The organism is Streptomyces sp. NPDC005402 (genome assembly GCF_040606575.1).
In the GTDB taxonomy this organism is placed as follows: domain Bacteria; phylum Actinomycetota; class Actinomycetes; order Streptomycetales; family Streptomycetaceae; genus Streptomyces.
Genome location: NZ_JBEXFB010000003.1, coordinates 374,744 through 388,670 on the forward strand (window position 1 = coordinate 374,744; position 13,927 = coordinate 388,670).

The window sequence follows — 13,927 nt, forward strand, 5'->3', positions numbered from 1 at the left end:
AAGTTCGAGGGGTGTCGCCGAGGTCGGAGGTGCATAGACTTTGTCCACATCACGACGACAAGGAGTCACGGCATGGCGGTCGACCCGAAGGCGGACTACTGGACGATCGCGGACGTCGCCGAGTACTGGGGCGTGAGCGAGGCGACGGTCCGTACGTACCGGTCGCGGGGGCGCGGAGAGCTGCCCAAGGAGGATCGGACGTTCGGCCGCTCGCCCGCATGGAAGCCCGCCACGATCATCGGCTTCGACCGCCCCGGCCAAGGGGCGCGCACCGATCTCCAGTGAACGGGGCAGCGAGGGCACATGCCGGGCACAAGACCCCGAATGACAGTGCGCAACGTTGGCAAACACTGTCAGTAGTTTTCGCACGTCAACCGGCCTTTCGCCGATAACGTGCAGGTCAGGCGATCAAGTGGGCAGTACGTGAACTACCGGTGAGCTGCTGATTCGCCGACCGGTGCCGGCACCGGCCCCGGCAGCGATTCGCGAGGAAGGGTGGGCACCTGGCCGGTGCCCACCCTTCTCGCCTGCTGGCTGCGGTTCGGGGGTCAGTCGCGCGAGTTGCCGAACAGGAGACGGTAGGCGATCAGGAGCACGAGGGAGCCGCCGATCGCGGCGGCCCAGGTGGGTCCGTCGTAGAAGCTCTTGGAGACCGGGTGGTCGAGCCAACGGGCCGATATCCAGCCGCCGATGAAGGCGCCCGCGACGCCGATGAGAGTCGTCCCGATCAAGCCGCCCGGGTCACGGCCCGGCAGCAGGAACTTGGCGATGGCTCCGGCCAACAGCCCCAGGATGATCCAGCCGATAATGCTCATGCCCTGAACCTGCCCTTCCACGCTGTGCCCGCACTGTCCGGGAACTGTGATCTACATCCCGGCAGACCGGGCGAGCGCTCAGCACTCATGTGCCTGGGTCGTACGTCCTAGGCGTGCGGCCTGCGTGTCGTGTTCGTCGAGCGGGTGTTCGTGTCTTGTTGCTGAAGAGGACGTCAGGGCCCCGTCCCGCGGTTGCACGGGGTCAGTAGGGTGCGGCTCATGACGCATTCCGGTGCCGAACTGCGGCGCACGCTGGGGGTAGGGGACGCCGTCGTCATCGGTCTCGGGTCGATGATCGGCGCGGGGATCTTCGCCGCCCTCGGTCCCGCGGCGAGCGCGGCCGGATCAGGGCTGCTGGTCGGGCTCGCGGTCGCCGCCGTGGTCGCCTACTGCAACGCCACGTCCTCAGCGCGGCTGGCCGCCCTCTATCCGGCCTCCGGCGGCACCTATGTGTACGGGCGGGAGCGGCTCGGACCGTTCTGGGGTTATCTCGCGGGCTGGTCGTTCGTGGTCGGAAAGACGGCCTCCTGTGCGGCGATGGCGCTGACGGTGGGTGCGTACGTCTGGCCGGAGCAGGCCCATGCCGTGGCCGTCGCGGCCGTGATGGCGCTGACCGCGGTGAACTACGGCGGGATCCAGAAGTCCGCCTGGCTGACCCGGGCGATCGTGGCGGTGGTCCTCGCTGTCCTCGCTTCCGTGGTGGTCGTGTGCCTGGGGTCCGGGGCCTCGGATGCCGGGCGGCTGGACGCCGGTGTCTCCGGCGGTCCGGGCGGGGTCCTGCAGGCGGCCGGTCTGCTGTTCTTCGCGTTCGCGGGGTACGCGCGCATCGCGACCCTCGGTGAGGAGGTTCGGGACCCCGCGCGGACCATCCCCCGCGCGATCCCGCTGGCCCTGGGCATCACGCTGGTGGTGTACGCGGGTGTGGCTGTGGCGGTCCTTTCTGTGCTGGGCGCTGATGCTCTGGGCCGCGCGGACGCGCCGCTTGCCGAGGCGGTGCGGGTTGCAGGCGTGCCTGGGCTCGTGCCGGTGGTGCGGGTGGGTGCCGCCGTGGCCGCGCTCGGCTCGCTGCTCGCGCTGATTCTGGGCGTCTCAAGGACGACGCTGGCTATGGCCCGGGATCGGCATCTGCCGGGCGCGTTGTCCGCGGTGCATCCCCGTTTCCGGGTGCCGCACCGGGCCGAGCTGGCCGTGGGTGCGGTGGTCGCGGTCCTCGCCGCCACGGTGGACGTACGGGGCGCGATCGGTTTCTCCTCCTTCGGTGTGCTCGCGTACTACGCGGTGGCCAACGCGTCCGCGTGGACGCTCGGTTCGGCTCCGGCGGCCCGGGTGGTGCCGGTGGTGGGGCTGCTCGGGTGTGTGGTGCTGGCGTTCGCGCTGCCCGGGGTTTCGGTGGTCGTGGGCGCGGGGGTGCTGGCGGTCGGGGTGGTGGCGTACGGCGCACGGAAGTGGTGGGCGGGGCGGTAGGGCAGCGGGCGGGTGCCTCGGAGGAACGTCAGGTGGTCGGGGGTGCCGTGCGTATCGGGAACTCCGCCCAGGGAGTCATCTCCAGCTCCTCGTTCATCTCCTCGTACCAGCCCGTGCCGTCGACCCAGGCTTGCAGCCAGTCCGTGAGGGCGGGGGCGTCCACGAACCAGGAGTGGTCGCGGTCGCCGGCGTTCGGCTCGAAGAGGAGGACGGTGGCTTCCGGGCTGTGGCAGTCCACGCATGCGTACATCGCACAACCCCAGTGGGAGACCGGCAGGACGCCCTCGGGCCAGGGCCAGTCGGGGTCCTTGCGACCGCTCTTGCAGTTGGCCAGGTATTGCACGACGGCTGCGGGCTCGCCGGCCGGAGCACTGTCGAGCAGGGGCAACAGGCCGTACTCCGGGCCGAATCCACCGTCGCCTATCCGCAGGTAGAGGTCGGCGAGCAGCGGGGGCAGGCGGAAGCCCAACGCGGATTCGGCGCGGGCCAGGGTGGTCGCGTCCACCGGCTCAGGGAGGGAGGTCCATCCCCACGGACGGGTGTTGCGGGCCTTGTCCGCCACCCGTGCCAGCAACTGCTCGCTCTCGGTCATGCATTCATGATGCAGGGTGGCACTGACAGCCGGGCAGGCCTGTGGACAACCTCTGGGTTGTGGAAAACCCTGGGCCGACCTCCGCTCAGGCGAGGTGCTCGGGCGGGGTGGACGTCGACGCGATCGTCCTCGATGAGAGAGGCGAGGAGTTCCTCGAAGGTTGGCGGGCGGTGGGGAGGTCTGCGGGGACGCCACGTCATCTGCGGGTGACCGCTCCCGCTCCCCGGGCCGCCCGTCAGCGAGTCGCGAACGGCTCGTCCGTGGGGACGATTTCGCGGCCCAGTGGGAACAGGGACACGGGAATCAGCTTGAAGTTCGCGATGCCGAACGGGATGCCGATGATCGTGACGCACAGGACGAGACCCGTGGCGATGTGGCCCAGGGCCAGCCACCAGCCGGCGAGGACCAGCCACAGGACGTTGGCGACGCAGGAGGGAGCGCCCGCGTCCCGGCGCTCGATCGTGGTGTACCCGAAGGGCCACAGGGCGTAGACGCCGATACGGAAGGCCGCTATGCCGAACGGGATGCCGATGATCGTGATGCAGAGCAGCGCGCCCGCGGCCAGGTAGGCGAGGAACAGCCAGAAGCCGCTCAGGACGAGCCAAATGACGTTCAGGATCGTTTTCATTGGGGGCGACCTGCCATCTTCTCGAGCCGGGCGATGCGCTCCGCCATCGGCGGGTGTGTCGAGAACATCTTGGACAGTCCCTGACCGGGGCGAAAAGGGTTCGCGATCATCATGTGGCTCGCGGTCTCGAGGCGTGGCTCGGGGGGCAACGGCAGTTGCTTGGTGCCCGTTTCGAGCTTGCGCAGGGCGCTGGCGAGGGCGAGGGGGTCGCCGGTGAGCTGGGCGCCGGACGCGTCCGCCTCGTACTCCCTGGAGCGGCTGATGGCGAGCTGGATGAGGCTGGCCGCCAGCGGTCCGAGGATCATGATCATCAGCATGCCGAGAAGGCCGGGGCCGTCATCGTCGTCGGAGCGGCCGATCGGGATGAGCCAGGCGAAGTTGACCAGGAACATGATCACGGAGGCGAGGGCTCCGGCGACCGACGAGATCAGGATGTCGCGGTTGTAGACATGGCTGAGCTCGTGGCCGATGACGCCGCGCAGTTCGCGCTCGTCCAGCATGCGCAGGATGCCGTCGGTGCAGCACACGGCGGCGTTGCGCGGGTTGCGGCCGGTCGCGAAGGCGTTGGGCGCCTCGGTCGGCGAGATGTACAGGCGCGGCATGGGCTGACGGGCCTGGGTGGAGAGTTCTCGGACCATGCGGTACAGAGCAGGCGCCTCGAACTCGCTCACCGGGCGGGCGCGCATCGCGCGTAGAGCCAGCTTGTCGCTGTTCCAGTACGCGTACGCGTTGGTGCCCAGCGCGATCAGGACGGCCACGACCAACCCCATGCGGCCGAAGAAGCTGCCGATGACGATGATGAGTGCGGACAGTCCCCCGAGGAGGACTGCGGTCCTGAGCCCGTTGTGCCGGCGGTGCACGGTACGCCCTCCAAGTGGTGCAGCAGGGGAACCCTTTGCTTGCTGGTCTCCGATGTCTTCCGATGCCACCGGTCCGTGGTGTCACGTCCAGTGGACCTTCCCGTCTTGCTCAACGCCAGGCGGCGGCCACTAGTTCCCTTGTGCGCACGGAGGCCCAGGTGGGCCGTCCGGGTGACGGTCCAGGAGGGGGCGGTTCAGGTTCGGGAGGGCCGGTTCAGAAGAGACCGGTGTCGGCGAAGCGCAGCACCAGTTGGGGCGCGCCCGAGAGGGCGACGCCGAGGACGCCGGTCAGGGCGAGCACGGCTGTCAGGGGGGCGGGGACACGGTGCGCGGCGGGTTCGCCCTCCGGGGCCCGGAACAGCAGCGTCGTCCACTGGAGGTAGTAGAACAGCGCGATCACGACGTTGACGGCCATGACCACGGCGAGCCAGCCGAGGCCCGCGTCCACGGCCGCCGAGAAGACGGTGACCTTGGCGAACAGGCCGATGATGCCCGGCGGCAGCCCTGCCAGGCAGAGCAGGAAGAAAGCCAGCAGGAGGGCGGCGAGCGGGTTGGTCGCGTAGAGGCCGCGGTAGTCGGTGATGCGGTTCGCGGCCTTCGTACGGCCCACCAGTGCGGCCACCGCGAAGGCGCCGAGGTTCACGGCGCCGTACATGAGGGCGTAGGCGAGGGTGGAGCCGACGGAACGCTCGGCGTCGTCGGAGTACGCGGCGGCGGCGATCGGGACGAGGAGGTAGCCGGCCTGGCCGACGGAGGACCAGGCGAGCAGCCGTACGGCGCTGTACACGCGCGTGGCCTGCTGTCGGAGGGCGCCGACGTTGCCGACGGTCATGGTGAGGGCGGCCAGCGCGGCGAGTGCCGGGCCCCAGACGTCGGCGTACGACGGCAGGGCGACGACGGTGACGAGGATCAGGCCGGAGAAGCCGACCGCTTTGCCGACGACCGACAAGTAGGCGGCGATCGGGAGGGGCGCGCCCACGTAGGTGTCGGGCACCCAGAAGTGGAAGGGCACGGCGGCGGTCTTGAAGGCGAAGCCGACGAGGGTGAGGACGACGCCGGTCTGGGCGAGGGTGTGGAGCTGTCCGTCGACGTGCTGGATGCGGTCGGCGACCTGGGTGAGGTAGAGGGTGCCCGTGGAGGCGTACACGAAGCTGATGCCCATGAGGCTGACCGCGGTCGCGGTGACCGAGGACAGGAAGAACTTCAGGGCCGCTTCGGAGGACTTCCGGTCGCCGTGCCGGATGCCGACGAGGGCGAAGGCGGGCAGGGAGGCGACTTCCAGGGCGACGATCAGGGTGGCCAGGTCGCGGGAGGCCGGCAGGAGGGCGGCGCCGGCGGCTGAGGAGAGCAGCAGGAACCAGTACTCCCCTTCGGGGAGTTTCTTGTCGGCGTCCTTGAGGGCGGTGACCGACAGGAGGGCGGTCAGGAGGGCGCCGCCGAGGACGAGGAACTGGATGACGAGCGTGAAGCGGTCGGCCGTGTAGCTGCAGACGCCGCCTTCGCCGGTCAGGCAGAAGGTGCTGCGGTCGCCGTCCAGGAGGGGCAGCAGCAGGAGCGCGGAGGCGGCCAGGCCCGCGACCGAGATCCAGCCGAGCAGGGCCTTCTTGTGCTCGCCGACGAACAGGTCGGCGACGAGGACGACGAGTCCGACGATCGCCGCGACGGTCGGCGGGGCGATGGTGAGCCAGTCGACGGACTGGACGAGGTTCGCGGCCGTCGCGGTGAGCGGCTCGGCCGAAGAAGCCAACGGCTGGGTCGTGGCGGCCAGGGTGCTCATCGGTTGCCTCCTGCGAGGAGCTGCTGGACGGCCGGGTCGGTGAGGCCGAGGAGGGCCTTCGGCCACAGACCCGCCACGACGGTGAGGGCGACGAGCGGCGTCCAGGCCGCGAACTCGTATGCGTGGACGTCGGCGAGCCGGGGGGCGTCGTGGGGTACGGCGCCCATGCAGACGCGGCGAACCACGACGAGCATGTACGCGGCCGTCAGCAGGGTGCCGAACGCACCGATCGCCATGAAGGTGAGGAAGGCCGGGCGGCTGAGGTCGTCGGCGGGTTTGAAGGCACCGAACAGCGCCAGCATCTCGCCCCAGAATCCGGCGAGACCGGGCAGTCCGAGCGAGGCGACCGCACCGAAGGCCAGCAGGCCGCCGAGGCGGGGGGCCTTGCCGTACAGGGCGGCGCCCGTCTCCTCGGCCAGGGTGTCGAGGTCGGTGGTGCCGGTGCGGTCCTTCAGGGCGCCGACGAGGAAGAACAGGAGGCCGGTGATGAGGCCGTGGGCGACGTTGGCGAACAGGGCGCCGTTCACACCGGTCGGGGTCATGGTGGCGATGCCGAGCAGGACGAAGCCCATGTGGCCGACGGAGGAGTAGGCGATGAGGCGCTTGAGGTCGCCCTTCGCGCCCCGTTTGGCGAGGGCGAGGCAGGCCAGTGATCCGTAGATGATCCCGACCACGGCGAAGGCGGCGAGGTAGGGAGCGAAGTCGCGGAAGCCGTCGGGCGCGATCGGCAGCAGAATCCGCACGAACCCGTACGTGCCCATCTTCAGCAGAACGCCGGCCAGCAGCACCGACCCGACGGTCGGCGCGGCGGTGTGGGCGTCGGGCAACCAGCTGTGCAGGGGCCACATCGGGGTCTTCACCGCGAGCCCGATCCCGATCGCCAGAACGGCGATGACCTGCACGGATGCGGTCAGTGACCGGCCGTTGTCAGTGGCGAGTGCCACCATGTCGAATGTGCCCGCCTTGATTCCGATCAGGAGCAGGCCGAGCAGCATGACGACCGAGCCGAGCAGTGTGTAGAGGATGAAGCGCCAGGCGGCGGCCTGGCGGTCCGCACCGCCCCAGCGGGCGATGAGGAAGTACATCGGGATGAGCACCATCTCGAACGCGAGGAAGAACAGCAGCAGATCGAGGACGGCGAAGGTCGCGAGGGTGCCCGATTCGAGGACGAGCAGCAGCGCGACGAAGGCCTTCGGGCTCGGGCCCGACGGCATTTTGAAGTAGGAGTAGAGCGCGCAGAGGAAGGTCAGCAGCGCGGTCAGGACCAGAAGGGGGAGGGAGATGCCGTCGATGCCGAGGTGGATGCGCACGTCGAGTGCGGGGATCCAGCTGATGTCGGTCGTGGCCTGCATCTTCGACGGATGGTCGTGGTCGAAGCCGAGTGCGAGGACGATCGCGGCGATGAGGATCACGCCGGTGACGGTCACGCCGTGCCGCAGTACCGCCTGGTCGGGTGACTTTCCCTTCAGCCCGGGCGGGGCAGGCAGCACAGCCGTGACGGCGCCGAGGAGCGGGCCGGCCACGACGAACGCCAGAAGGAACTGCATCACGGACTCGTTGATATCGATCACGCCTGCTCACGCTCCCGTGGCGACGAGGACGACGGCGACCGCGAGGACGACGGTGCCGGCGAGCAGCGCGCTCACATAGGTCTGGAGATTGCCGGTCTGGGCGCGTCGTACGGCGCTGCCGAGCCAGCGGGGCAGCGCTCCGGCACCGCGTACGTAGGTTTCGACGACCTCGCGGTCCAGGAACCGGACAAGGTCGGCTCCGGCTTGGACCGGGCGGACGAAGAGGGCCGTGTACAGGGCGTCCAGGTGGAAGCCGACGGCCGCGTGGCGGTGCAGCGGGCCGAGCAGCAGCCGTCCGGGGTCCGCGGGGTCGGGCGCGTAGGCCACGTCTCCGTAGGCGGGCTCGTGGGTGGCGATGGCCTCGGCCTCGACCAGTCCGGCGTCGCCCTCGGGGTGGGCGGCGACCGCACCGAGCGGGACGCGGGCCGCGACCGCTCTGGTGTGCCGCCATGCCGCGTAGGTGACGATGCCGCCGACCAGGGCCGCGCCCGTGCCGACGACGGACGTGGTGAGGGTCGGGGTGAGGTCACGGCCGTCGAACCAGTCGGGCAGCACGCGGTAGGCGAACGCGCCGAGAGCGAGGGAGGGGGCCGCGAGGACCCACAGGACCACGTTCATCGTCAGCGGCTGACGGCCGTGGTCGGGGGCCTCGGCGCCTTGTCCGTGGAAGGCCAGCAGCCACAGGCGGGTCGCGTACGCGGCGGTGAGCACGGCCGTGAGGAGGCCGGCCACCAGGGTGATCCAGCCCGCGGCGCCGGGAGCGTGTTCGGTGTGGCCGGTGGCGACGTGCTCGGCGGCGCCGAGGACGGACTCCTTGGAGAAGAAGCCGCTGAAGGGCGGGATCGCGGCGAGTGCGAGGAGCGCCACGGTCATCGTCCAGAAGGCGTCGGGGACGCGGGCGCTCAGGTCCTTCATGCGGGACATCGCGGCCAGTGAGTTGGTGCCGGCGGCGTGGATGATCACGCCGGCAGCGAGGAACAGCAGCGCCTTGAAGGCGCCGTGGGAAAGAAGGTGGAAGACGGCGGCACCGCGGTCGCCGACGGCGAGGGCACCGGTCATGTAACCGAGCTGCCCGATCGTCGAGTAGGCGAGGACGCGCTTGATGTCGTCCTGGGCGAGCGCGGCGAGCCCCGAGCCGAGCATCGTGACTGCGGCCATGACGGCGAGGACCACCATCGCGGCCTGTGAGGCCTCGAAGACCGGGAGGAGACGGGCGATGAAGTAGACACCGGCGGCGACCATCGTCGCGGCGTGGATCAGCGCGGAGACAGGCGTGGGGCCCGCCATCGCGTCGGGGAGCCAGGTGTGCAGCGGGAACTGCGCCGACTTGCCCGCCACGCCTGCGAGGAGGAGCAGGGCGATCAGGGTCGGGTGGTCGAGTCCGCCGTGCGCGACGGCGTCGAGGACCTTCGTGATCCGGAACGAGCCGGCGTCGGTCGCCAACGCGAACAGGCCGATCAGGAAGGGGACGTCACCGAGCTTGGTCACCAGGAAGGCCTTGAGGGAGGCGGCGCGGGCCTCCGGGGTCTCCCAGTAGTGGCCGACCAGGAAGTACGAGCAGATGCCCATGATCTCCCAGCCGACCAGCAGCACGATCAGGTCGCCGGAGTAGACGACGAGCAGCATCGCGGAGGTGAAGAGGGAGACGAGAGCGGCGTACGAGGGGTAGCGCGGGTCGTCGCGCAGGTAGCCCGTCGAGTAGATCTGCACACAGGTGGCGACGAAGGCGACGAGGACGGCGACGAGGGCGGCGAAGCCGTCGATGTGCAGGGCGAGTTCGATCGGGACCGAACCGGTGGGGGTGAGTTCGGTGGCGGCGTCCACCGCCTGGTCGCCGCCCTGGCGTACGGCGACCACCGCGGCGAGCGCGAGGGCGGCCAGGGGAGGCACGACGGCGAGCGGACGGACGAAGCCTGGGGCCGTGCGGCCCAGGAGCAGGCCGACCGCGGCGCCCAGGAAGGGAAGGAGGGGAACGAGGACGGCGAGGGTGGTCGTGGTCACGCGGTGGCCTCAGCCTTCCCGGTCCGCCCGGATCGTGCGGCCTGCTCGGCCGGACGGGCTTCGCTGTCGGAGTCGTCGGGGTCGTCGGGGTTGTGGCCCTCGGCCGAGTCGCGGAGTTTGTCGATGTCGGCGGTGCCGCGGTTGCGGTGCACGGCGAGGACGATCGCGAGGCCGATGCCGATCTCGGCGGCGGCGATGGCGATGGTGAACAGGGTGAGGGCCTGGCCGGAGTGCAGGGTCTCCTCGGCGGTCTTGCTGAGCCAGACGTCGAAGGCGACCAGGTTCAGGTTGACGGCGTTGAGCATCAGCTCGACCGACATCAGGACGAGGATCGCGTTGCGGCGGGCGAGGACGCCGTAGAGGCCGGTACAGAAGAGGAGGGCGGAGAGCACGGCGGGATAGGCGAGATGCATCAGCGGGCGCCTTCCTGCTCGGCCGACTCGGTTCCCTTGGCCAACTCGGTTACCTGCGCCGGTTTCGTTCTCTGGGTCGGCTCGGCTTCCCCGGCCGACGCGGCTCCCTTGACGGGACCAGTTCCCTTGGGTGACACATTTCGCCCGATCAGGTGATTGCGGGAATCCGGGGCGGATGGGGAACTACCGGTCATGGCCCGGGAGTTCACTGGGGGAGAGCTCGACTCCGCCTTCGCCTTGCGGGACAGGACGATCGCGCCGACCAGTGCCGCGAGGAGAAGGACGGAGAGGGCCTCGAAGGGGAGGACCCAGTTCTGGAAGAGGCTCGCGCCGGTGGCCTCGGTGGAGCCGGCGGCGGGGCCGTCCAGGTCGATCCAGGTGGTGCGGAAGGCGTCGACGACCACCCAGACCAGAGCGGCCGCTGCGGCGAGGGCCACGACGAGGGCGGCCCACCGGTTGCCGGAGTCGGCGTCCGGGGAGCGGCCGATGGGGGCCCTGGTGAGCATCAGACCGAACAGAAGGAGGACGACGACGGAGCCCACATAGATGAGGACCTGCACCCAGGCGATGAACTCGGCGGTGAGCAGAAGGTATTCGACGGCGAGGCCACCGAGGGCCACCACCAGCCACAAAGCGGCGTGCACCAGCTGCTTGGTGGTGACGGTGACGATCGCGGCGCCCAAGGTGACCAGGCCGACGAGGAGGAAGGCGATCTCGACGCCGGTCGGGGAGAGGAAGCCGTGCGCCTCCTGAGCGAGGGTCACGACTCTTCCCCCTGGGGATCGGCCGGAGCGGTCGGCTCGGCTTGGGCCGCCGCAAGCTTCTCGGCGGTCTTGCGGGCGGTGGCGATCTCCTTCGGTTCCTCGGCGCAGGGGTCGAGCGCGGGTGGGGCCGGGACGGTCCACATCCACTCCCGGAGCTTGTCCCGCTCGTGGGTCAGGTCGCGGATGTCGGTCTCGGCGTACTCGAACTCCGGGGACCAGAAAAGGGCGTCGAAAGGACACACCTCGATGCAGATACCGCAGTACATGCAGAGGGAGAAGTCGATGGCGAAGCGGTCGAGGACGTTGCGGCTGCGTTCACGGCCGCCGGGGGTCGCCGCCGGGACCGTCTCCTTGTGGGAGTCGATGTAGATGCACCAGTCGGGGCACTCACGGGCGCAGAGCATGCAGACCGTGCAGTTCTCCTCGAACAGGCCGATCACCCCGCGAGTGCGGGGCGGGAGGTCGGGCTGGGCGTCGGGGTACTGCTCGGTGACGGTCTTCTTCGTCATCGTGCGCAGGGTGACGGCCAGGCCCTTGGCCAGACCCGAGCCAGGAATCGGGGCCATGGTTACTGGATCACCACCTTGACGATGCCGGTGAGGGCGATCTGGGCGAGGGAGAGGGGGACGAGGAGGGTCCAGGAGAGTCTCTGGAGCTGGTCCTCGCGGAGGCGGGGGTAGGTCACGCGGAGCCAAATGACGACGAAGGCGAGCACGGCCGCCTTGAGGAGGGTCCAGACCCAGCCGAGACCGTCGGCGCCCCAGGGGCCGTGCCAGCCGCCCAGGAAGAGGACGGTGGTCAGGCCGCACAGGACGACGATGCCGGCGTATTCGGCGAGGAGGAACAGGGCGAAGCGGAGGCCGGTGTACTCGGTGTAGGCGCCGAAGATGATCTCCGAGTCGGCGACCGGCATGTCGAAGGGAGGCCGCTGGAGTTCGGCGAGGCCGGCGACGAAGAAGACGATCGCGCCGACGATCTGCCAGGGCAGCCACCACCACTCGAAGGCGTCGAGGATGCCGGGGAGGGAGACGGTTCCGGCCGCCATCGCCACCGAGGCGGCGGTGAGGAGCATCGGGAGCTCGTAGGCGAGGAGCTGTGCGGCGGTGCGCAGGCCGCCGAGGAGGGAGAACTTGTTGGCGGAGGCCCAGCCGGCCATGAGGGAGCCGAGGACGCCCACGCCCATCACGGCGAGTACGAAGAACACGCCGGCGTCGACGACCTCGCCGACGGCGCCCTCGCCGGGGCCGATCGGGATGGCGAGGAGGACGAGGAGGTAGGGCAGGAGGGCGACGGCGGGGGCGAGTTGGAAGACACGGCGGTCCGCGCCCGCCGGGACGACGTCTTCCTTCTGGGCGAACTTCACGCCGTCCGCGACGAGTTGGGCCCAGCCGTGGAAGCCGCCGGCGTACATGGGGCCCAGGCGGCCCTGCATGTGGGCCATCACCTTGTGCTCGGTCTGACCGATGATCAGGGGGAAGGTGAGGAAGACGACGAAGACGATCAGGAGTCGCAGGGCGACGTCGAGAGCGTCGTTCACTGCGGGCCTCCTGCGGGCTTGTCGGTGGTGGGGGGTTCGGGGGTGGAGGGCTCGTCCCGGTTCGGGTCCTCCTGCGACGGGTTCTCGGGGGCCGGGTTCCCGGGGGCCGGGGCGGCGGGGTCCGGGCTCGGTCCGGTGCCGTCGGGATGTTCGGGAGTCTGGGAGTCCTCGAGATCCTTAGGAACGTTGGAATTCTGGGACCGTTCAGAAGTCTTGGGCCGCTCGGGGGCCTTGGACTCCTCTGGGGCCGCGGAGCCCCCAGGGGTCGTGGGCTTCTCGGAGGCCGGCTTCCCGGAAGCCGCCGGTTGCTCTCGAACCTCGGGGCCTTCGGAAGCTGCCGGGTCTCCGTCGGAGGCCGTGCGTTCTTCCGAAGCCGCAGGGTCTTCCGGGACCGTGGAGGCTCCCGTTGCCCGGGGCTCCTCGGAGGTCGTGTGCACCTCGGGCTGCTCAGGACGTTCGGAGACTCCGCTGTCCTTGGATGTGGAAGGGCGTTCGGAGACGCCGGTCTTCTCGGAAGTGGCGGACCGCTTCTGTTCGGGGGTGTCGAAGGCCGGGCGGGCGTGGTGCCATGGTGCGTCCGGGCTGCGTGGCGCTGTGGCCGGCTTCGGCGGCACGGGGTTCGGGCTCGCGTCGCCGGCCGACGGCTCTGAGCCGGCCGCGGTGGCCCTCTGGCTCGCAGAACCGTCCGAGGCGGTACGTGCCCGACGGGGTCCGGTCGGGACAGGGCCCGCCGCCGTTCCCGGAGGCTGATGTGCGGGCGCGTCCGTCGCCGGGGTCTCCGACGCAGGGGCGGCCGCATCGGACACCGGAGTTCCCGACGCAGGGGCGGGCGCATCAGGCACCGGGATCCCCGACGCAGGTGCAGGTGATCCCTTAACCGGGGCATCCGACGAGGACACGGACAAGTCTGTTGCTGGAGTCTCCGACACGGGCGTGCCACCGGCCGAGGCTGCCGAAGCGGCGCCGCCGACGTCATCGGTGCCGCCAGTGCCGCCGGCGTCATCGGTGCCGCCAGTGCCATCGGTGCCGTCGGCTCCTGGTGCCGTCTGGCTGGCCGAGCCCTGCGCAGCGGTGCGTGTGCGGCGGGGCACACCCGTCGGCGAGGCCGCGGCAACGTCCTCCGTTGCCCCGGGCGCGGTCTGACTCACCGAGCCCTCAGCAGCCGAACGCGCCCGACGCGGACCAGCCCCGGACGCGCCCACCGCGCCAGACGCCTCCGCCTCGCTCACCGAGCCCTCCGTAGCCGAACGCACCGGACGCCCTCCAGCCCCCGACGCGCCCACCGCACCCGGCGCCCCAGACCCCTCCGCCTGACTCGCCGACCCCTCCGCAGCCGAACGCGCCCGCCGCGGACCACCCGCCGCGACCCCAGAGGCACCCTCAGCCCCAGAGGTACCTTCCGTCCCAGCCGCCCCAGACCCCTCCGCCTGACTCGCCGACCCCTCCGCAGCCGAACGCGCCCGCCGCGGACCACCCGCCGCGACCCCAGAGGCACCCTCAGCCCC

13 protein-coding genes are annotated in these 13,927 nt (G+C 70.4%); 2 read left to right on the top strand and 11 right to left on the bottom strand.

Features of this window, described 5'->3' with window-relative positions; translation table 11 throughout:
* The first annotated feature begins 72 nt into the window (after positions 1 to 72).
* Entirely contained in the window at positions 73 to 285 is a 213-nt protein-coding gene (locus ABZT02_RS07715; RefSeq protein ID WP_356015258.1) for a helix-turn-helix domain-containing protein, read from the top strand.
* Positions 286 to 548: 263 nt separating this feature from the next.
* On the opposite strand, the gene ABZT02_RS07720 is transcribed toward ABZT02_RS07715, so the two are convergent.
* Positions 549 to 815 (bottom strand): GlsB/YeaQ/YmgE family stress response membrane protein, encoded by a 267-nt coding sequence (locus tag ABZT02_RS07720; protein ID WP_007384028.1) that lies wholly within the window; start codon positions 813 to 815, stop codon positions 549 to 551.
* Between the two features lie 219 nt (positions 816 to 1,034).
* Between ABZT02_RS07720 and ABZT02_RS07725 the strand changes: the two genes are divergently transcribed.
* The gene (locus ABZT02_RS07725; RefSeq protein ID WP_356015261.1) at positions 1,035 to 2,279 is read left to right on the top strand and encodes an APC family permease; all 1,245 of its coding nucleotides are present in this window, start codon (positions 1,035 to 1,037) and stop codon (positions 2,277 to 2,279) included.
* A gap of 28 nt (positions 2,280 to 2,307) precedes the next feature.
* On the opposite strand, the gene ABZT02_RS07730 is transcribed toward ABZT02_RS07725, so the two are convergent.
* The 10 genes from ABZT02_RS07730 to ABZT02_RS07775 all read right to left on the bottom strand — a co-directional run bounded on the left by ABZT02_RS07730 (position 2,308) and on the right by ABZT02_RS07775 (position 12,422).
* Positions 2,308 to 2,871 carry an SMI1/KNR4 family protein gene (locus ABZT02_RS07730; protein WP_356015263.1) on the bottom strand — a complete coding sequence of 188 codons (564 nt, stop codon included), beginning with the start codon at positions 2,869 to 2,871 and terminating at the stop codon, positions 2,308 to 2,310.
* 235 nt (positions 2,872 to 3,106) lie between these two features.
* On the bottom strand, positions 3,107 to 3,499 hold the full coding sequence (locus ABZT02_RS07735; protein WP_356015265.1) for a YccF domain-containing protein: 393 nt from the start codon (positions 3,497 to 3,499) through the stop codon (positions 3,107 to 3,109).
* Positions 3,496 to 4,359: a zinc metalloprotease HtpX gene (gene htpX / locus ABZT02_RS07740; RefSeq protein ID WP_355747466.1), complete on the bottom strand. Its 864-nt coding sequence runs from the start codon at positions 4,357 to 4,359 to the stop codon at positions 3,496 to 3,498. Before htpX ends, ABZT02_RS07735 begins: the two co-directional genes overlap by 4 nt.
* 214 nt (positions 4,360 to 4,573) lie before the next feature.
* Positions 4,574 to 6,136 carry an NADH-quinone oxidoreductase subunit N gene (locus ABZT02_RS07745; protein WP_356015268.1) on the bottom strand — a complete coding sequence of 521 codons (1,563 nt, stop codon included), beginning with the start codon at positions 6,134 to 6,136 and terminating at the stop codon, positions 4,574 to 4,576.
* Complete coding sequence (locus ABZT02_RS07750) at positions 6,133 to 7,707, bottom strand: NADH-quinone oxidoreductase subunit M (protein WP_356015270.1); 1,575 nt, start codon at positions 7,705 to 7,707, stop codon at positions 6,133 to 6,135. The genes ABZT02_RS07745 and ABZT02_RS07750 overlap by 4 nt, the downstream gene beginning before the upstream one ends.
* Before the next feature lie 6 nt (positions 7,708 to 7,713).
* A complete protein-coding gene (locus ABZT02_RS07755; RefSeq protein ID WP_356015272.1) occupies positions 7,714 to 9,708 on the bottom strand; it encodes an NADH-quinone oxidoreductase subunit L in 1,995 nt (664 codons plus the stop codon).
* Positions 9,705 to 10,121, bottom strand: coding sequence for an NADH-quinone oxidoreductase subunit NuoK (nuoK, locus tag ABZT02_RS07760; protein WP_356015275.1), 417 nt, complete (start codon positions 10,119 to 10,121; stop codon positions 9,705 to 9,707). The genes ABZT02_RS07755 and nuoK overlap by 4 nt, the downstream gene beginning before the upstream one ends.
* A complete protein-coding gene (locus ABZT02_RS07765; protein ID WP_356015277.1) occupies positions 10,121 to 10,885 on the bottom strand; it encodes an NADH-quinone oxidoreductase subunit J in 765 nt (254 codons plus the stop codon). The genes nuoK and ABZT02_RS07765 overlap by 1 nt, the downstream gene beginning before the upstream one ends.
* Complete coding sequence (locus tag ABZT02_RS07770; protein ID WP_356015279.1) at positions 10,882 to 11,451, bottom strand: NADH-quinone oxidoreductase subunit I; 570 nt, start codon at positions 11,449 to 11,451, stop codon at positions 10,882 to 10,884. The genes ABZT02_RS07765 and ABZT02_RS07770 overlap by 4 nt, the downstream gene beginning before the upstream one ends.
* Before the next feature lie 2 nt (positions 11,452 to 11,453).
* Positions 11,454 to 12,422, bottom strand: a complete 969-nt coding sequence (locus tag ABZT02_RS07775; protein WP_356015281.1) for a complex I subunit 1 family protein — start codon at positions 12,420 to 12,422, stop codon at positions 11,454 to 11,456.
* Between the last annotated feature and the right edge of the window lie 1,505 nt (positions 12,423 to 13,927).